Raw genomic sequence first — 19,759 nt, forward strand, 5'->3', positions numbered from 1 at the left:
CTAGCCGGTGCTGCCGCCGGTCCGTTGCGGAGGGAGGGGGCGCTGGATGCTGTCACCTCGGTTGTTGGTCCCGACGCTGGTGGCGAGAGCGGCGAAGTCTCCCAGGACACCGAACCGTCCCTTGTCGGCGGGCAGCAGGGCGCGGACGGGGCTGTCCGGGGCGAGCTGCTCGGCCAGCTGGGCCTTGTAGGCGTTGTAGACCCTGGCCGTGTAGCCGGGGTCCGTGATCGCTCTGGCCCGGTGGTCGTTGGTGACCGCGATGGAGGCCAGGTCCATGAGGTAGGTGTCGAACAGATCGGTGGCGTCCCGGGACTTGGCGCCCGCCACACCCACCCGCGCCCGGTGCGCGAGCACCTGGGCCATCTCCAGGACGATGTCACGGTAGATCCCGTGCCGGATCGTGTGCGGGAAGGCCGCCATGATGTGGTCCTCCTGGCCCGCCCCCTCCGTGTTCATGAAACGCGGCGTCTTCAGCGTCTCCAGGCCGGGCACAAGCAGCGGCATCCCCCGGTACAGATCCTCCTCCTCGGGGATCTTCGCGTTGGCCGACGCCAGGGGGTGCAGCCCGATCTCGTGCGCGAGCATGCCCATCAGGTAACCGATGTCGTACTTCTCGAAGTAGTAACTGGCGAGATTGATCTGTACGCCATCGGCGCCCAGATCCCGCACGTCCGCCGGTGTCTCGGTCGTCCGCACGTGCAGGGTCACCCGCACGGGACGGCCCGCGATGTACTCCTTGATGGTGCTGTGCTCGTCCAGCAGCTCGACCACCCGGATCGCCTTGTCGACGTACGCCTCCGTCTGGTTCAGGTTGGTGAACTCGAAGTTCCCCAACTTGAAGGCCTGCAGGGCCGGTTCGGCCATGGTCGGCACCGGCGCCGGCTGCGGTTCCGGTGGCACGGGGGCGCCCGAGCCCGTGTCGTTGCCTGACAGTGTGCTCAGCTCGTACGCCTCCTCCTCCGGCGCGGGAGTCTTTGGCGCGGGAGTCTTTGGCGAGGGTGCCGGGGTGTGGAGGGTCAGGGGGACGAAGTCTCCGCCGCGGCGGCGGAGACGGATGTGCGGGCCGCTGTCGCCGGACGGGCCGGCGTAGGTGTGGGCGGTTCCGTTCTCCTCGATCAGCACGACGGTGGTGCCGGTCGCGGCGGCGGCCCACTCCGCCACCGCACGGTCCGCCTCCGGGCCCCACGGCGCCTGGGCGAGATGGCGGCGCAGGTGGCCGTCGCGGGCGTCCTGGCTCGGGGCGGGAACGCCCGGACGGTGGGGCAGAGGCGGCGGCGTGAAGAGCGTCTCTCGTTCCGCCGGGTCGCCCGGGAGACCGTTGAGGCGCATCAGCTGGGCGGGCGGCGCCCCGGCACGGCCCCGCAGCCGTGCCGCCTCGTGGCGGTCGGCGCCGGGGCGCTCGGAGGCCTGGAGCAGGGCGAGGGAGAGCGCACCGAAGAAGCCGTTGCCCCGGCCTGTGGGGGCGCCCTGGGTGTAGGTGGCGCCGTCGGGTGCGGTGAGGACACCGTCGCGACCGAGGCGGTAGCGCGGGCCGTCGCTGTCGGCGGGCGGCATCCAGGGCGGCGTGGCGTGGCTGCGGTGCGCGGGCGGCTTCGCGGGCTGCCCCTCCGGCGCGGGAGGCGTGGTGCCGGTGCCCAAGGCCGCTGTGTGCGTGCCGGATCCGGCGGTGGTAGCCGGAAGCGGGGTGGCTGTCGGCGGCGGGCTGCCGGGCGGGAGCGCGGCTGCGAAGAAGCCGTCGGCGGCGAAGAGGGCCGGGGCGGTGGCCGGATCGACGGCGGCCGGATCGGTGCCGTGCGGCAGGAAGAGCTGCTCGCGGCCCTCGCCGGTCACCACGGTGAGCGGGGTCCCCAGGACGCGGGCGGCGAGGGCGGGCAGCAGGTCGGCACCGCCGTGGTCGCCCGCCCGCCGCTCGGGCGGGTCGGGCTCGCCGTCCTGAGCCGGTGCGCCGTTCCGCGCCGGCTCGCTCGTGGTGGGGCCGCCGCTCGCGGTGGGCTCGCTCGCGAAGGGACGGGACAGGGCGGCGACGGCAAGCGCGACCCGCTGGGCGGGCGTGGGCCAGAAGGTCTGCGGGAGCCTCCCGAAGGCGTCGAACTCGGCCTGCTGGGCAGGGGTGAACTCCACGCCCGCGGTGTCGAGTTCGTCTTGCGTGAAGGTGTCCGCGGCATCCAGCGCGAGGGCGTCGAGCAGGTCGTCGTTGCCGTCGTCGCCCAGCGCCCAGGCGAGGCGGTCGCGGGCGGCGCCGATGGCTTCCGCGGTGACCGCCGGGTCGTCGGGGGCGTTCGCGAACCGGTCGGCGATGTCGGTGCCGAGCAGCTCCGCCAGACGTCCCGTGGTCCCGGCGGCGGCGAGCAGCGCGTGGAAGAACGAGGCTCCGTCGTGCGGCATGTCGTGCACCTCGCGCACCGTGGTGCCGTCCGGCGAAGTGAGGGTGCGCGGGGCGGAGTCGGTGGCCTCGGTGACGGTGTACGGGGCGGGTGCCTCGGAGCGCCAGGCCGGTTCGGCGTACTCCTGCGGCCGGTCCGGCACCGGGACCGAGGCCGAACCCTGGTGGTGGGCGGTGAGGCGCGAGGCGGCGAGGTGCAGCCGGTGGTGGTCCACGGCGGCGGTGTCGGTGTGCTGTTCCCAGCGGTGGACCTCCTGGCGGGCGGCCTGCCAGGCGACGACGGCCGGGGACCAGAGCACGTCCGGCGGCAGATCGGCCGGCGGTCCTGAGTTGTCGTCGCCGAGTGCGGCCTGCTCCGGAGCGCTCAGGTCGAGCCACGTCTCGCGGGCCCGCGCGCGGGCGTCGTAGTAGTTCTTCTCGGCCGCGGCGAGGTCACCCGCCGCCTTGGCCTGGTCGTCCCACGCCGCGAGGACCTCGTCCGTCAATGTGGAGTCGTCCAGGAGACCGTGGTCGCGGGCGATGTCCTCGCGCAGCCACACCAGCGCCGTGGTCTCGGCCTCGGCGGCGCGCGGGCCGCGCCTGGCCTTGCCGAGCGCGTGCAGTGGGCGGCTGTCGGTGACCCGGTGGTCCACCTCGGCCACCGTCAGCCAGCTCACCGGCACCGCGAAGAGCATGCTGCGGTCGGTGACGACCTTGTTGTGGGTGCCGAGGGTGGTGTCCGCGGCGCCCTTGTGCGTGGTGCCGTCGTTCGAGCCGCCGATCGGGACGGTGCCGCCCGGGTTGGTCACACCGGCGTTGCTGGTGCCCGCGAGCGGCGCGGTTCCCACGGCGCCCTCGACGTTGTCGGTGATGCCGGACTCCAGCGCGTCGGAGGTCTTCGCCCGTTGCATGGCCTCCATGCGCGGCTTGTTCTCCACGGCGAGGAGACGCGCACCGCCGCGGTGCATCTTCGCGTAGAGGCGGGAGTCGGCGGTGTGGGACTGGCCGAAGAGGTGCGTGGAGGACTGGGCGGGCAGCGGAGCGCCGTCCGCGCCGAGCGCCTCGCGGAAGCCTGCGGTCAGGCCGACTTGGGTGGTGGCCTCGTGCTGGGCCTGGGCGGGGGCGGTACCGATGGCGGTCAGCGGGGTGAGGCGGGCGGTGCGCACGCGGCCGTCGAGGACCTTGCCCGTGTGCCGCTTGCCGAGGTCGCCGTCGCCCAGGCCGTCGGCACGGGCGGTGGCGAGGGTCAGGGCGTCCTGCACGTTGGCGGCGCCGCGGATGTCCACGGCGAGGATGCCGGATCCGATCACGTCGTCGAAGGGCAGTACGTCGGAGTCGGCGCCGGTGATGGCGGAGGTGCCGGGGGTGGAGGAGGTGCCAGGGGTGGCGGACGTACCGGGCGTGGAGGACGTGCGCCAGGTGGCGATGCCCTCCGGACGGGCCTGCTCGGCGGTCAGTATCCGGACCGCGCGCTCGGGCTCCGGGACGTCCTGCTCGGTGAGGGCGCCGTCGGCGCCGTCGCCTTCCGGGGTGAGCAGGCTCGCGGGAAGGAATTCGTTGAGGCTGCCGACGGGAGTGGCGTCGATGCCGGGGGCGAGCGGATCACCGGTCGCGTCCGTCATGGTGACGGTCAGGGTGTAGCTGGTGACGATCTCGGCGTGCGCCTGGGTGGTGGCGATGTTCGGCATCGAGGTGGTGCCCGCGGTCTGGGTCCGGGAGCTCGACCGCTGCTTGGCCGCGGTGCCCTGGAGCGACGGATTGGCGACGAGGATGCCGCTGTCCGCGGCGCGCTGACCCCCGCTGAGCGTCACGTCCGCGCCGCGGTCCTGCGAAGTGACGTCGGCGCCGTCGCGGGCGGTGGTGCGATAGTCCTCCAGCTCGAAACCGGTGCGCAGCCTGTCCACGGTGGTCGTCACCGGGGTCAGCTGGAACCGGAGCCGGCCGGGGCTGCCGCCGACCGGCAGGTGGAACGGATGTGACCAGGAGCGGTAGCGGACCGGCAGGGTCATCCCGTCGGTCGTCAGCTCGTGCAGGTGGGCGCGGAGGAAGTCCGGGGAGAGCCGCTGGAGTACCTGCTCCCGGTCGTGCGAGGGCACCCCGATCCTCTCCAGCTGTCCGACGAGCCGCTGCGCCGCCCGGCCCGCGTCGAGCTGACCGCTGGGGTGGGTGGGGAAGCGGCGGCCGCGCAGGAAGGGGGGCACGCGGTAGCCGCCGCCGAGGTTGTGCGGCGTGGTGGTGCCCAGGCCGTCCGGGGCGAGCCCGGCCTCGATGACGTCCTGCATCGGCAGGTGGAACATCACCGCGTCGCGGATGCGCTGGAGCGCGGCGGCGGCCCGGCGCGGGGCGAGACTGTCGCCGAGGCGTTCGGAGAGGCGCCCGGCCGCGGAGCTGATCCGCGTGCCGGCACGGGTGCCCATCGTGCCCATCGCGGCCGTCCAGCGGTCGCGCACCGCGACGGTCTCGGCGGCGTCGGCGACCACCAGATACATCCGTCCGGCGAAGGAGAGGGTGGTGTTGCGGCCACGGGTGAGGGTCTGCGAGGCGCCGCGGCCCTTGCCCCAGGCGTACTGCAGGGCGGTCGAGTAGGTGCCGACCACGGCCTGTTGGCCGGGGGCCTGCTGCAGCGGCATCTCGGTGCCCTGGAGGCCGAGGGTGGTGTGCGAGACGGTGCTCGCGCTGCCGAGGACGCGGTGTTCGTTGCCGATGGTGGCTTCGAGGCTGGCGGGCTTCGGGTCGCTCATGACCCGGAAGTTGTGCAGCTCGCCGCGCACGGCGGCCTTGAGGTAGTGGGTCCGGAAGGGACCTGCGCCGTTGAGTCCGGAGATGCGGGAGCCGAACGGGCCCAGGTACTGGCCGAGTTGACCGGCCACGCTGAGGTTCGCCATCGCCCGGCGCAGCGTGGTGCGCACCGGGGCGCCGGGCGCGCTGACGTGCCAGGAGGTGCCCGTGGCGCGGTCGGCGGTGTCCTGCATGAGCTGTTGGCGCCGCGGGCCGCCCTCGGTGCTGAGCACCACGTGCGGGACGCTCAGCAGCTTCCCGGTGAGGTCCCGGTCGGCCTGGTCGGTCCTTGTCAGCGGGCGGCTGCCGTCGAGGAGTTGGTCCGCCTCGACGGAGGAGAGCTGCTGCGGCGGAACCGCCGCGGTCGCCGGTGCCGTACCGGCGGGCGACGGATCGACGGGGGCGTGCCGGTCGGAGCCGTGCGCGACCGGCACGGCGAGCTCCACCCGGCCGATGGTCTCGTTGCCCCGGCTGAACAGGGGCCGCTCCTCGACCTTGCTGACGAAGACACCCGCGCCGAGCAGCCCGACCGTGGCGAGCCGGGCCCAGCCGCGCGGACGGCGGTGGCCCTCGAAGGAGGCGCCCAGCTCCACCTGGTAGCTGTAGAGGTCGGCACCGGTCTGGAACATCAGATGGTCATGGGTGACCGCGACGGTGTTCCTCGTCGCCTTCTGGCCGGTCCTGGCGTGCCGGACGCCGACCGAGGCGCTGCCGGCCTGGCGCGGCAGCCCGACGTCGGCCACCTTGTCGTGGTCGCGCGGCGAGATGCCCAGCTCGACACCGCCGGAGAGCGTGGTGGACGCCTGCTCCCCCTGGCCCGAGACCTCGGTGCCGATCACGCCGTTGCGCAGCGAGCGTTCACTCATCGTGGCCTCGAACTGCCGATCGGTGAGGCGCGCTCGCAGGATGAGCGTGTGGTGGCCGCGGCGGACCTTGCCGTCCTCGGTGAGGGTGACGGGCACTCCGGTGGTGGTCAGGTCGTCCAGGCTCTGCGCCAGGCTCGGCCGGTTCAGCGCCTCGCGCACCTGGCGGTCGTTGTGCAGCGCGGTCCGCATCCGCCCGTCCCCGTACCAGACCTTGGCGAGCCGCGGGTGCCGCAGCATCAGCGGCGGGACGAACAGCGTCGGATGGGAGCGGTGCAGGGTGTCGAGGACGGTGTCCGCGAAGGTCCGCATGGGGTCTTGGGGTACGGCGGGCTGCCCGGACTGCGGCTGCGGGGGCTGAGTCTGGGGCTGCGACTGGGTCTGATCCTGTATCTGGGTCTGCGGGCGGATGGGGCGGAAGCCCTCGGCGCGGACCTGGCCGTTCAGGTGAACTGGGTCCTCTCGGGAGAGGTACCACGGAACCGGCGGCCGGGCGTCCGGGTTGGGCCCCGCCTGGCCGGGCGTACGGCTGTCCCAGCCCGCGAGGCGGCGCGCGTCCTGGGTGGAGATCCAGTCCAGGCTGACCACCCGGACCGGACGGGCCGCCGACGGCAGCTCGCCGGGCTTGCGCACCATGAGGGTGCGCTCCACCCGGTAGAGCGCCACCGGGTGGTTGCGGACGCGGCCGGTGGTCTTCCGCGCCGCGTCGGTGCCGAGGTAGTGGCCGCGCCCGGTGGCGACGTCCGCACGGGCCAGCGGGCCGCCCTGGAGGCGTACGTCGGTGTCGGGTCCGGCAAGGGTGTAGTTCGGCCCGGAGGTGACCTGGACGCCCAGGCGGGTGTCGCGGACGTGGCCGCGCTCGTTCTGATAGGTGGTCTGCGTGAGGTCGCGCAGCTCGGCCTTGACCGACTCGGTGACCAGGGTCGCCCGGTGCGGCACCGAACGCTCCACGATCAGATGCCCCAGCGGGTGCTGTCCGCTCCCCCGGGTCAGCTCGGGCCCCGTCACCGGCCCGGCGAACCTGCCGAACAGGGCGAGCAGCCGCCCCGGCCGGACGTACGCGACCAGGGTGCGGTGCGCCGAACTCCCGGGCCTCGCACCGAACATGGCGAGCGCCACGTCCTCCGGCGGGTCGGTCAGGTGCAGCCCGGTGGTGTCGGTGATGCGCGGTTCGACCCCGTCGGGGAAGGTGAGCGTCTTCGGCGCCCTCCTGGGGCCCGTGTAGGGCAGGGTGAGGTCGTCCGGCAACCGCCAGCTCAGGCCGTCGCGCATCGCGAACTGCGCGGTGTGCACGGAGGTGCGCTGCCAACTGGGCTTCTGCTGAGCCGGGTTCGGGCGGGACGGGGTGGTGGTGCGGCTGTCCTGTCCGGTGGTCGCCGGTGGCGTCTCGGTGACGCGGTCCACCCGCACCCGGTAGTGGACGTCGTCCAGGTGCAGGTGCGAGCCCTCCCAGTTGCGCCACTCGGACTGGTTGTACGCCTGGGTGCCCTGCGCGTAATCGGTCCGCCGGGTCCAGCCGAGCGAAACGCCGATCTTCAGCAGCCAGTTGAGCGGCGGCCCCATGCTGAGACCGCCGGCGATCCGCCGCCCGAAACCGACGCTTCGCCCGCCGCCCGTGCCCGCCTGCCCGCGCCGCATGGTGTCCAGCCGGACGGTGGCGCCGCCCACGTTGGAGAAGCGTTCCCAGCGGTGGTACGGGATGGCCTCGACCGTCATCTCGTGGCCGACGCCGGACTTCTCCCGGCCCACGAAGCGCGCGCCGCGCGGTGCGGTGAAGGCGGCGGGCTGCTCGGTCAGCAGGCGCAGCAGCTCCGCCTCGTCGAACTGGGCGCGCAGCTTCGCCGGCAGCTTTCCGAGGATCTCCTCGGCCACCTGCTCGGGCGACCGCAGAGTGACCTTGCCAGGACCGGTGAAGAGACCGGCCGGACGACTCCGCGCGGCCCCTGCCGCAGGTGCGCCCGTGACTGGTGTGCCGTCGCCCGGGTCGGCGTCCGGGCTCAGCAGGATCGCGGGCAGTCGGCTGCCGTCCTCGAAGGTGACGGTCTCCGGCGCCGGGCCCGGCGGCGGCGGGGCGTCCTGGCCGGTGAGGAGCCGGGCCGGGCGGTGCCGTTCGAGCTGGGTCTCCAGGGGTACCGGATCGCCCCGGTCGGGGCTGTCGGCGTCGGGGGTGTCGAGATCGGTGATCCCGCCCATGCCGCGCAGCCACTCCCCGAAGGGGTCGGAGCCGTCCGGGTCCGGCGGCGGGGCGGACGGGTCCTGCGTGGTGGCCGGGTCCGGGGTGGTGGCCGGATCCGTGGTGGTTGCCGGGTCCGGTACGGGCGTGAGCGGGGCCGATGCCGGGACCAGCGCGTCGAAATGGTCGGAGCCGTTGTACGCCAGGTGCAGGGTGCCACCATGGCCGCCCGGGTTGAGCGTGTTGACGAAGGTGCCGCCCGGTGACAGCCCGTCGGGCTGGACGAGCCGCAGGTCGAGGTCGAGGGTGTGTGCGAGCGCCTCCGGAAGCAGGTCGGCGAAGGGAGAGGCCCACAGCGCGGAGAGCTCCGCCGCCGAGGCGACGAGCCCCTTGGCCCCGAGCCGCCACGCGTCGTCGGGAGTGGGCACCACGTCGGCGAGGTGCGGGTAGTCGCTCTCGCGCAGGATCCGCTGCCACTGACCGGCGTCGCCGTCGGCTACGACAGCCTGCGCGACGCGGTTCCATTCCCCGGTGATCCGCCTCTGCTCGGCCGGGTCCCGCACTCCGGCGATGGCACGCATCCGCAGGTCGTCCACGACGGCCAGCACCGGGTCCGGTATCGCCACGGCCACGGCGTCGCCCAGTTCGGACCCGGCGATCCGGTCGCTCAGGAGCCGACGGAGACCGGCGACGTTCCGCGCGGCCCACGCGGGCGGTAGGTCCTGGCTGCGCGCGCTGTCGAGCAGCGACCGGAACAGGCAGTTCCCGCCGCCCGGGGTGTCGAGCCGCCGGAAGGCAAGGCCGTCCGCGCGCACGGTGTCCGCGGTGCCGGGCGTGGCCTTGCTGAGCAGGGTCAGGTCCTGGGCGAGGCTCTCGGGCCGGCTCGGCGCGGGGGCCAGATCGGTTCTGCGGCGGGCGAGTTCGGCGGTGTCCTCGGCGCTCAGGCCGAGCTCCGACAGCGGCAGCGGGGTGTCCGAGAGCGACCAGGTGACCTGCGCGGAGGGCGCGTAGGTCAGTCCGCGCACGTCTTCCGGCGAGACCGGGGTGGCCGGCGGGAGTGCGGGCGGTGGCGGTGGCACCAGGGCGTCGAGCGTGGTGTGGGGGCCGGCGGCGAAACGCAGTGCGACCGCGGCGCGCAGGAATTCGGTGTACTGCTCGGCAGTGGGACCGGCGGCCATGTCGATGCTCGCGCCGCCGTTCGCGCCGGCCCGGTCGACGACCATCCGGCGCAGCAGGTCCGGGGTCATCCGGCCGTCGCCGTAGCGGGCGGCGGTGTCCGGGCTGAGCCAGCGCAGACCGTCCACGAAGGCAAGGCCCGCGAGCAACTCCCGCTTTTCCGGCTGCTGTTCGGCCGATGGGCCGAGTGCGTCACGCAAGGTGCGGATCTGCTGGAGGGTACGGGCCCGGGTGTAGGCGTCGGCCGGTTCCGGGCCCGCGTGCAGGCCGGCGTCGCGCGCCAGCCCGTCCAGGTCGTCACCGGCGGGTTCCGGCGTGAAGAGCCGCCAGCGCCCCGGCCCGTCCGGCCCCTCGGTGAGGACCGCGCGGACGTCACCGTCACCGTCCCGGGCCGTGCCCACCTCGGTGGTGGGGGCGTACACCGGCCGCCCGGTGCGGTTCGCCACGTGCTGGGCCACCGGCAGACCGGCGACCTCGGGCTGCTTGCCGGTCTCGCAGGAGAACAGCACCAGCGGCCGGTCCTGATCGCCGTCCCCCGCCCAGGACTTGAGCACCTCGCCGAGCTGAACACCACTGACCTTCACGGTCGGCCGCCGCGCGTCCTCGGTGCCGAGCGTGACGGTACGGGGGGTGCCGTGCCCCGCGAAGTAGTCGGCGCCCCGCTCGGTGCCCGAGCCGGGGAGCGCGGCCGGCGGGCCGGTGAACACGGTACGGCGGACGGGCGGGCCCGGCTCCGTCCCCGGGGCGGGGATCGGGTCGGCGGACGTGGTGCGCACGCCGCGGAAGGTGTCCTGCCCCAGCAGGGCACGACGCCCCTCACCGTGCGCCGTACCGTCCTCGGTCACGCTCTGCGAGATGGTCAACGTCTGTACGGCACGCCCTGGTTGGGGCGCGGCATTCGCATCCGGCGCCCAGCGCCGCAGCTGCGCGACGGGCACGGTGTGGCCGTCCAGAGTGGTGACCACCGGCTCAACCTTCAGCCGCACAGGGCCGTTTCCGCCGACGGAGGTGTCGCCGCCGACCGTGGGCCGCACGACGATCCGCCCCTTGGGCGCGAGCCCTGCGGGAGGTGTGGCCGGGGCGTCGTCCAGCGTGGTGGTCGCGGCGCCGTTGCTCTGCCTCTGCCCCGACTCCAGGTGCAGATCAGTGGCCGCCTCGCTCCAGGGGCGGGACAGGGTGGCGAGCTTGGCGGCGGCAGGTACGGCGGAGGTGGTTGAGTCGTTTGAGTCGTTTGAGTCGTTTGAGCCAACGGTTTCAGACACACCTCTGTTGCTGTCCAGCGTTGTTGGGGTCTCCAACACCGTGTCCGAGACCGTCTTGGGGCGTGCGGGCGGGTCAGTGACGGTTTCGTCGCCGTCGGTCGTGCCGGTGCTCGGCGTGGTGGGTCCGGTTGCCGTGACGGGGGCCGGGCCGAGGGCGTCGGCGAGCGGCAGCAGCACGTCCGCGCCGGGGAACGCGGTGCCGGTGTCCGCGGCTCCGGGATCGCCGTCCCGCGTCACCATGGTCGGCGGACCGGTGAGCGGGCGGGAGTGGACCGGAGCCCCCGGCCCCTCGCGGGTCAGCTCGACGGCGGCGCGCACCGGGCGCCCGGACCCGTCCTGGGCGACCGCGGGCCCAAGGACAACGGCCCGGTCGACCCCGGCCCCGTCCAGCAGCTCCGCCGCCTCCGGCGCCCCCTCCCCCGGTGGCGGCAGCTGCGAGACCACGATCGTCAACGCCGGTGACCGCGTGGGCGACTGACTCCCGGCGGCAGGAGCAGGGGCGGTCTTCACGTCGCCCGGCCCGCCGGTTTCGCGTACGTCGCCGGTGTCGCGTACGTCGCCGGTCTGGCGTACATCGCCGGTATCGGCGTAAGAACCGGTGGTGTTCACCTTCGGCGAGGCGGCGCTGAGGTCTTCGGCCGGGGTGGGGGTGCTGTCGGGGGACCCCCAAGTGCCCTCGGCCTCGGCCGAGTTGCCCGGCTCAGGAGCGGACGTGTCGTCCGGAGAGCCGGCGGCTTCCGGAGAGATGCCGGTCTCCGGAGCAGTGCCGGTCTCCGGTGACGGAGAGGCCTGTGGGGCCCCGTCAGTCGTGGTCTGCGAGCCGTCCAGCGAGGCCGAGCCATCGGGCTCCTGGGCGCCCATGGGCTGTGCGGACGAGGGAGTCTGGGTGTTTGTGTTTCCGCCGGTGGACATGCCACTCGGCCGCGTACCCGTACCCGTACCCGTACCCGTAGCGGCGGGTCCCGTGGCAGTGGTGTCCGTACCGGTCGCATCCGCCGCAGTGCCGAGCGGCGGGTCCACCGTGACCGGGGTGCCGAAGCCGTCGAGGGCACGGCGGACCTGGTCGGCTTCGATCTGGGCACCGACGGTGTTCCCCGCGGGCAGCACCCGGACCTCGGGCAGCTGCGAGAGATTGCCGTGCACACTGTCGCGTATGCCGATCTCGGTGCTGCCGGGCGGCTGGGAGCCACGCAGGGCGGCGAGCTCGCGCAGGGCGTCCTCGCGGACCTCGGCGGGGCCCTGGTGGACCTGCTGCCACAGCTCGTTCTCCGCGGCGGTCACGGGCGACGGGCCCGCCGAGTAGGGCGGCGGATCCAGGGTGCTGTAGGGCGGCGGGTTCAGGGCGGAGTACGGCGGGGGCGACTGACTGCCCGTGTAGCCGCCGAGACCGGCGCCCTGTTGCGTGGACGGTGGCGGGGAGTTGCGCGCCGATCCGCTGCCGTCGCCCGAGGAGTCCGTACGTGGCGGCCCCTCGCCCCGGTCGGAACTGTCACCGTCACGCGAGCGCGTGGAACCGTCGGATTCGCGCGAGCCCGAGCCGGTGTCGCGGCCCGATCCGGTGTCGCCGCCCGAGACGGTGGGCGGCTGATGGCGCAACTTGTCGATGGCGTTGCGCAGTTCGGCGCCGCTGTTCAGCGCGCCACCGGTGAGCGTGGACTCGACCTGGCTGCTGATGCCCGCGCCGACGAAGGTGGACCAGCTGGTGGACCAGTCGCCGTCGAAGGCTCCCTTGATCAGGATTTCCGCCAGCGCCTCGCCGGATCCCGCGGCGATGAAGTCGGCCGTCCCCTTGATCCCGTAGTGCCCGGCCAGCGCGCCCGGCCGGTCGGCGTTGTTGCGGAGCAGCTGGTTGTTCCGCCACAGGTTGGGGTTGTTGCGGAAGGAGAACGGGTCGTGCGGGGGGTTGTCGCGGTGGGGTCCTGGCGTGGGGCCAGGGGTGGGGTCGGGACTCGGCTTGGGGTTCGGGTTGGGGTTCGGCTTCGGGTTCGGGCCGTTGTTCTTGAGGTCGAGGTTCGGGGTGTTCGGACCGCCCGGGTTGGACTTGAAGTCGCGGTCCGGGCCGTTCTTGAGGAAGTTGTTGTCGTAGCTCTTGACGATGTTCTTCGCGAAGTCGTTGAAGATGCTGGTGAAGGCACCGGCGGCGGCGCCGAACGCCGCCGACTTGAGGATGTCGTTCCAGTCGAAGCCGTCGGGGCGGCGGCCGTCCGGGGCGAAGTTCATCATCGCGAGGCGCACCGCGAAGGTGGTGAACGCCTCGGCGAACGCCTCGGTCAGCGAGGGCGCGATGTGCAGACGCTGGAGCAGGTGGCTGAGCGTGGTGAGGATCATGAACCGGCTGCGCAGCTTGGCCATCATGATCTGGCTGGCCGACGCGCCACCGGTGAAGAAGGACATCGCCAGATAGATGGCGATCTCGATGAGCAGCCGGATGACCTCGGCGATGACCTGCCACTTGGACTCCATGATGTCCATGGAGGTCTTGCGCCGACCTTCGGCGATCTTGTCCAACTGCTCGGCGAATTCGCGCAGGTAATTCTTGCCGCCGTCGTCGGTGAGCGTGCCCATCGCCTTGGCGTACGACTTGGAGAGGTCGTCCGGCATGGACTCGGCGATGTCGTGGACCGACTTCTCGATCAGCGAGGAGACCCGGTCGAGCTTCCGGCCCAGGCCGGAGTACGGCCTCCGGCTCTCATAGGCGAGGTCCTCGTCGGCGTCGATGAGCTTCTCCCCGGTGAGGATGAAGATCATCGCGTTGACCTCGGGCGAGACCTGGATGCTCATCGCGGACCGCCCAAGAGGTCTCGCGGGCACGACGGGCCGCCCAGGAGGACCCGCGAGCACGGCGAACCGGCCACGGTGCCTCGCGGGCACGACGGAGAGACCGCTCCCCATGTGGTGCGGGAGCGGTCCGCGGCGCGGTGGTCAGCGGCGCCCATGCCCGCCCGGGCCGCCGTCGCCGTCCAGCCCGTAGGCGTCGAGGCGGTTCTTGCTCTGCTCGATGTTCTCGATGTTGCCGTCGCGGGTGTCCTTCATCATGCGGACCTGGCTGAGCGTGGCATCGGTGATGCCCGTCAGCGCGTCGCGGATGGACATCATGGTGTCCTTGGTGGTCTGCCGTTCCTTCTGCTCCTGCGGCTTGGCCTTCTCGGCGAACTCACCGCTCGTGCCGGGCCAGCCGACCGTGGGGGCCAGCTCGTCGAGGAACTCCTCGGTCATGCTCCTGGCCAGGGAGCCGATCTCCTCCAGCTGCCCCGCGAGGGCCTCGATGCGCTGCGGGTCGACGTAGTACCGCTCCCCCATGGTCAGCTCTCCCCGTCCTCACCGAGCGCGTCCCGCCAGGCAGGAGCGGGCTGGGCGCCGCGTCCCGCTTCCTCACCGTCGTCGAGGAGCACTTCAGGGCCGAAGATCCGCTCCCAGTCCAGTTCGAAGCCCTTCAGCTCCGGCACGTCGCTGCTGGGCTCGGTGAAGGGCGCCATCGCCTTCATCACATGGCGGTTCATCTTCAGGCGCGCGGCGCTCGTGGCCTCAAGGACGCTGGCCGCCAGCTCCTGGGGGGACATGTCGCGGTACTTGTTCTCCAGGAACTCGATCCCGCTCAGCTCGCCCTGCGGGCCCACGGTGGCGCGTACGGCGCGGTCGGACGAGAGCACGGCGAAGGACGCCTCCCGCAGTTCCCGCTCGGTGCGCGCGACCGATTCCTGGGCCGTCCGGAGTTCGGCCATCGCCTTTTCCAGACGCTTCTCCAACGGTTCCATCAGACCCGCGCCTCCCTTCACCTCGATCGTCCCGAACTCCCGGACCCGGGGTCCGGGTGTCCGTCCGGCTGCCCCGGCCCCGTCACGTCAACTGCGTTGCTGATCTTGCCCGGTGAGAGCCCGCGGGGAAAGCGGGGCCCATGGGACTGACCTCTCGGCGGGCCGTGGCCGCGCCTGATGCGCGCTGCGGTCACCGGCCGATGACGGCCGGGGTGCCGCCCTCCTCGGTCCCCCACACATCGGCGTCCTCCTCCAGATAGTCGGCGGAGGTGGTGGCACCGCGGCCCGGCTGTGCCTCCTCCTCGGAGCTGTCGCCGCCGGTGGTCGCCACCCGGGAGGACGGTGCCAGGAACGTGTCGCTGTCCTCCTGGCGGTTCCACGGGCTGCGCCGGCGGCGGTTGCGCCGCTCGCTCTCCTCCGCCGCGTCGACCAGCACGGCGCGTACCCGCTCGCCGTTGCCCTTGTCGCCGCCCGCGCCCATGCCGCCCATGCCGCCGCCCATCGGCATGCCGGGCGAGCCGGGTGTGCCGGGGGCGCCCGGCGTGCCGGGCCCGGCGGCGGAACCGAGCGGGCTGCCCGTGGTGGTGGAGTCGGAGAGTGGGGCGACGCCGTTCCCTCCGAGGCCGTCCGGCGAGGAGATGCCTTCCCCGGGGAGACCGCCGCCGCCTGCGGAGCCCCCGCTGCCCCCGCTGCCGCCGCCGAGATCGGGGAGCGAGACGTTCCGCGTGGTGATGCCGTCGCCGCCGGGTCCGCTCCGGCCGTCGGGCAGGTCGAGGCGGTCCTTGTTCTTTGCGTTCCCCGAGTCCCCCACGTCCCCCGGGGAGTTGAGATCGTGCAGGTCGACCGTCCTGGTGTTGCCCTGCGGGTCGGTGATCGTGGCGATGCCGGTGTCCGGGTCGATGACCTGCTTGCTGCCGTCCGGGAAGGTGGTGGTCGGCATGCCGTTGTCGAGCTTGGTGACGGAGCCGTCCGGGTTGGTCACCTGCGCCCCGTGGGTGAGGTCGGTCACCGTGCTGGTGCCGTCCGGGTTCGTGGTGGTGAGCATCCCGTTGTCGGGGTCGAAGGTGGCCTTGCTGCCGTCGGCGAACGTGGTGGTGAAGTCACCGTCGTCGAGCGCGGTGTGGCCGCCGGTCGGGGTCTGGAGCCCGGCCTGGTCGCCGTTGAGGTTCCCGAGATCGCCCAGGTCGCCGATCGACTCGGTGTCCAGGCGGGAGTTGATGTCACCGAGGTCACCCAGGTTCCCCGCGCCGTTGCCGCCGTTGAGGTTGCCCAGGTCGCCGAGGTTCTGGGTGGTGGTGTTGCCGTTCGGGTCGGTGGTGACCGCCTGGCCCGTCGAGGGGTCCACGCTCTGGACGGTGCCGTCGGGGAAGGTGGTGGTCAGCTTGCCGTCGTCGAGCGAGGTCACGGAACCGTCGGGGTTGGTGACATCGGCGCCGGTGCCGAGGTCCGCGGTGGTGGTCGAGCCGTCCGGAGCGGTGGTGGTGAGCGTTCCGCTGTCGGGGTCGAACGCGGTGCTGCTGCCGTCCGGGAAGTCGGTGGACACGTCACCCCCGGCGGTCAGCCGCGTGTCGGCGCCGGTCGGCGAGTCGAGCACGCCGTCCCCGCCGCCGAGAGCGTTGTTGAGGTCGTTGTTCAGACCGTCGAGGCTGCCCAGATCGGTCGTGGTGGTGGAGCCGTCGGGGTTGGTGGTGGTGCTCTGGCCGGTCGAGGGGTCGACGCTCTGGACCGTTCCGTCGGGGAAGGTGGTGGTCAGCTTGCCGTCGTCACCGAGCGAGGTCACCGAACCGTCCGGGTTCGTCACCTTGGTGCCGTCGCCCAGGTGCTGCGTGGTGGTCGAGCCGTCCGGGGTCGTGGTGGTAAGCGTCCCGCTGTCGGGGTCGAACGCGGTGCTGCTGCCGTCCGGGAAGTCGGTCTTGAGCTTGCCGCCGCCGAGTTGGGTGCTACCGCCGGTCGGGGTCCTGAGGGAGCCGCCGAGACCGTTGTTGAGACCGCCGAGGCTGCCCAGGTTCTGGCTGACGGGCGGCGGGACGTTCGTGGAGTCCGATGTGCCGTCACCGCCCTGGCCGTTCAGGCTGTCGCCGAGGTTGCCGAGGCTCTCGCTGACGGACGGCGGAACGTCCGATGTCCCTCCGGTCCCCGGGCCTTCGCCGTTCGGACCGCCCAGATCACCCAGGCTTTCGGTGACCGGCTTGTTCTGGTTCAGGAGCTCGTCGAGGCCGTCGAGGTTCTGCTCGTTGACCGCGTTCGGATCGTTGAGGCCGCCGAGGCTCTCCTTCATGGACTTGGCCTGCTCATCGGCCTCGCGTTTGGCCTCGTCCTGTTCCTTGCGCTGCTCCTCACGCAGCTCGTCCTGGTACTTCTTGTCCTCGTCACGCTGCTGGTTCTGCTCGTTGCGCAGGTCTTCCTGGAGGCGCTTGGCCTCCTCCTGCTCCTTGCGCTGCTCCTCGCGGAGCTCGTCCTGGTACTTCTTGTCCTCTTCCCGCTGCCGGTTCTGCTCCTCGCGCAGCTCCTCCTGGTACTTTTTGTCCTCCTCCCGCTGCCGGTTCTGCTCCTCACGCAGCTCGTCCTGGTACTTCTTGTTCTCCTCGTTCTGCCGGTTGGCCTCGTCCTGGTCCTCCTTGAGCTTCTTCTCCTTGTACTCGTCCGCGGCCGTGTCCGTCGACTTGGGCTTGGGCACGTTCTCCGAGAAGTCCTTGCCGAGGTCGATGAAGTGGTTGTTCAGGTCGGACTGCACCTGGGCGGCGGGCTTGCCCAGGTACTCGTCGACACCCTGGCTCCAGATCTTTACGGCCTTGTCGCCGACCTTCGCCCAGTTGGCGATGTCGGTGAGGTCGCCGTACTCCGGATGCACCTGCGTGAAGTCGCCCTTCGGGTTGTGGCGAACGGTCGTGGTGTAGCGGGTGGTGGTCGACGTGATCTCCGTCTGGGCGACGTTGTGCGTGTCCACCCACTGGGCGAGTTCGTCCAGGACGTAGCGCAGCACCTGATGCGGGTCGTAGTACGGGGACTTGGCCCAGGCCAGCCACGCGTCTAGCAGCTTCGTGGCGGAGTTCTCCAGGTACGTGCGGCCCAGCGAGAGGGCGCGCGAGTACACCGTGTTGCCGGTGCCCGTCTCGTCGCCGGTACCGGCCGAGGAGTCGAAGGTCTCTACGTAGCTGTCGTAGTTCTCGCGGATCTTCTTCAGCAGACCGCGGAAGACCTCCGCGGCCTCGCCCTTCCAGCTCGCGTCGTCCCGGCCGAACCGCTCCTCCCAGTCCTTGAGGACCGTCGCGTGGTCCCTGAAGAACTTGGCGGCGAAGTCGAAGGAGTCGCCGGTGGTGTTGAAGGAGTTCAGGTCGACCGCGCGGTCCCCGCCCACGCTGAGGTTGCTGAACCGTGCGTCCTGCGTGCCACCGCCCAGCAGGGCGATGAGCGCCGCCCGCGGCCCGTTCATGTACCGGGCGAGCGGGATCGTGCTCATCTTGTCCTTGTTGTAGTCCGTGAACTCGTTGCCCTCACGGACCTGGGCGTCATGGACGTTGTCGGACCCGGGGCCGTCGAAGACGATCTCCTCGCCGGCCTTCACGCGGCCCTCGAAGACGATCCGGGCCTGCATGATCGACCGCTTCTTGCCGCTGTCGAAGAAGTAGACGTCGTAGTCCTCGCCCTTGTTCGTCAGGAACCCGGAGTCCTTGACGACCATGCTGAGGCTGCGCTCCTTGATGTCCATCCGGAAGAGCTTGCCGCCGTGGTCGGAACGGAGCGTGTCGAAGACGGTGTTGCGGTCCGGCACCGGATAGCCGGTGATGTGCGCGACCAGGGTGGCCCAGGTGTCGCTCGACGGGTCTTTGGCGTCATCGAACTTGTCGAGGTTCTCACCGGACTTGGGATCGTAGCGATCGGCCACCGGGCGCCCTTTCTGGTCGGTTGTCGTTCATGCCGGCGGCCCCGGCCGGCGCGGGCGGCTGGAGTCAGTCGTCTTCCGGTTCGCCGGAGGTACCGGCGGTCAGGGTGTCTACCTCTTCGAAGGTCTGCAGGAGTGTCTGCGCCTCGATCGCGCTCAGGTTCTTGTCCTTGGTCTTGCCGGCCTCCTCGATGGTGTCCGAGAGCGCCTCCTTGAGCTCCTTGAAGAGCTCCATCTGGTCACCGAGCAGCTTGTCGATCGACTCGGCCGCCGCGCGCACGCCTTCGACCAGCTTCGGTCCCGAGACCAGCGGCTCGGTGACCATCTTGCCGATGCGCAGGAGCTGTTTGTCCTGGTCGAGGTTGTCGGCGGTGGTGTGCCCGTCGACGAGCTGCCCGAGCGGACGGATGGTGGATCCGTCGCCCTCCTCGCGGTGCTTCTTGGCGGCGGTGTACACCGGCTGCACCTCGTTGTCCCGGAAGTTCTCCATCTGCTTGAGATCGAAATGCTTGACGTCGGCCTTCTCACCAGCCATGGGACGTTCTCCTGCTGCTCGGTGCCGGACGGGGGCACGAGGTGGCCCGGCGGCCGCTCCGCGGACGGGCGGCCGCCGGACCGGGCACGGGCCCTCGTACTGAGTGGACTGAGGGGGCTGAGGGGACTGAGGGGGCGGTCAATGCTTAACGGGCGCGCACGCTCCCCCAGTTGTCGGCGCTCTTGCGCTCGTCCCGGGAGTGGTTGTCGTGGATCGACCGGATCAACTCGTGGTTGTCACCGAGGAGTCGGGCCATGTTCTTGGTGGCCTGGTCCCACTCCGCCTGGACCTCGCGGTACTTCTCCTGGTCCGCGCCCTCCCAGGAGGCCACGAGCGGCTTCAGCTCGTCCTCGAGGTTGTTGAGGGTCGTGATGATCAGCTGGGTCTGCTCGGTCAACTCCTCGATGGCCTGCTGGACCTTGGGGTATTGCAGGTCGATGATGCCTTCGGACATGACGTCTCCTCTGGAAGGCCGGGCGCCGGGCCCGGGAAGCTCACGAAGTCCGGCCGTACGCGGGGGGCCGGTGCCGCGGTGGGGGTCAGCTCAGCGCTTCGAAGACGCCTTGGCTGGTCTTGCTGTTGAGCACCTCGGTCAGGTCCTGGTTCTCCTTCGCCAGACGGTTGGCGGAGGTCACGTTCTCCTGGAGCGCGTCGATCATCGTGCTGATATGGACGACGACCTTCTGCGCCTCCGTGTTCCAGCTGCGGAAGAGCTTCAGCAGGGCCTGGCCCTCGTCGCCGCCGACGCCCGAACGCGCGGCGATCTCGGCGACGTTGTTCTGCACCTTCTCGACCTGGTCCCGGGCCGACTCCAGAGAGGAGACGCCTCCCAGGCCCTTGGCATAGTCCGCTTTCCTTGCGGCGCTGTCCGGCATGGCGCACTCCTTTCGGTAGGGCGCGTTGTTCGCACCGTTCCCGCTGAGGCTAGAGAGAACCCAGTGTTCCGCGCAACGCGAGTGGGGAAGATCTGAG

The 19,759-nt window shown here is 71.7% G+C and carries 7 protein-coding genes; all 7 read right to left on the reverse strand.

What is annotated here, in order from left to right; genetic code table 11:
- The 7 genes from OG302_RS07085 to OG302_RS07115 all read right to left on the reverse strand — a co-directional run bounded on the left by OG302_RS07085 (position 1) and on the right by OG302_RS07115 (position 19,662).
- Entirely contained in the window at positions 1 to 13,395 is a 13,395-nt protein-coding gene (locus OG302_RS07085) for a hypothetical protein (RefSeq protein ID WP_371525952.1), read from the reverse strand.
- A 141-nt stretch (positions 13,396 to 13,536) separates the two neighbouring features.
- Positions 13,537 to 13,914 carry a hypothetical protein gene (locus tag OG302_RS07090; protein WP_371525953.1) on the reverse strand — a complete coding sequence of 126 codons (378 nt, stop codon included), beginning with the start codon at positions 13,912 to 13,914 and terminating at the stop codon, positions 13,537 to 13,539.
- Positions 13,915 to 13,916: 2 nt separating this feature from the next.
- Positions 13,917 to 14,372: a YbaB/EbfC family nucleoid-associated protein gene (locus OG302_RS07095; protein WP_371750042.1), complete on the reverse strand. Its 456-nt coding sequence runs from the start codon at positions 14,370 to 14,372 to the stop codon at positions 13,917 to 13,919.
- Positions 14,373 to 14,559: 187 nt separating this feature from the next.
- Positions 14,560 to 18,255, reverse strand: coding sequence for an AAWKG family protein (locus OG302_RS07100; RefSeq protein WP_371525954.1), 3,696 nt, complete (start codon positions 18,253 to 18,255; stop codon positions 14,560 to 14,562).
- A 64-nt stretch (positions 18,256 to 18,319) separates the two neighbouring features.
- Positions 18,320 to 18,787 carry a type VII secretion system-associated protein gene (locus OG302_RS07105; protein ID WP_361844288.1) on the reverse strand — a complete coding sequence of 156 codons (468 nt, stop codon included), beginning with the start codon at positions 18,785 to 18,787 and terminating at the stop codon, positions 18,320 to 18,322.
- Between the two features lie 145 nt (positions 18,788 to 18,932).
- Entirely contained in the window at positions 18,933 to 19,241 is a 309-nt protein-coding gene (locus OG302_RS07110; RefSeq protein ID WP_361844286.1) for a WXG100 family type VII secretion target, read from the reverse strand.
- A gap of 85 nt (positions 19,242 to 19,326) precedes the next feature.
- The gene (locus tag OG302_RS07115; RefSeq protein WP_371525955.1) at positions 19,327 to 19,662 is read right to left on the reverse strand and encodes a hypothetical protein; all 336 of its coding nucleotides are present in this window, start codon (positions 19,660 to 19,662) and stop codon (positions 19,327 to 19,329) included.
- Positions 19,663 to 19,759 lie beyond the last annotated feature (97 nt).

The sequence above is a fragment of the Streptomyces sp. NBC_01283 genome, from assembly GCF_041435335.1.
Taxonomy (GTDB): domain Bacteria; phylum Actinomycetota; class Actinomycetes; order Streptomycetales; family Streptomycetaceae; genus Streptomyces.

Bases quoted from the DNA above. Each gene is read 5' to 3' on its own strand.
- OG302_RS07085 (WP_371525952.1), bottom strand. From the start codon at position 13,395: ATGAGCATCCAGGTCTCGCCCGAGGTCAACGCGATGATCTTCATCCTC.
- OG302_RS07090 (WP_371525953.1), bottom strand. From the start codon at position 13,914: ATGGGGGAGCGGTACTACGTCGACCCGCAGCGCATCGAGGCCCTCGCG.
- OG302_RS07105 (WP_361844288.1), bottom strand. From the start codon at position 18,787: ATGGCTGGTGAGAAGGCCGACGTCAAGCATTTCGATCTCAAGCAGATG.
- OG302_RS07110 (WP_361844286.1), bottom strand. From the start codon at position 19,241: ATGTCCGAAGGCATCATCGACCTGCAATACCCCAAGGTCCAGCAGGCC.
- OG302_RS07115 (WP_371525955.1), bottom strand. From the start codon at position 19,662: ATGCCGGACAGCGCCGCAAGGAAAGCGGACTATGCCAAGGGCCTGGGA.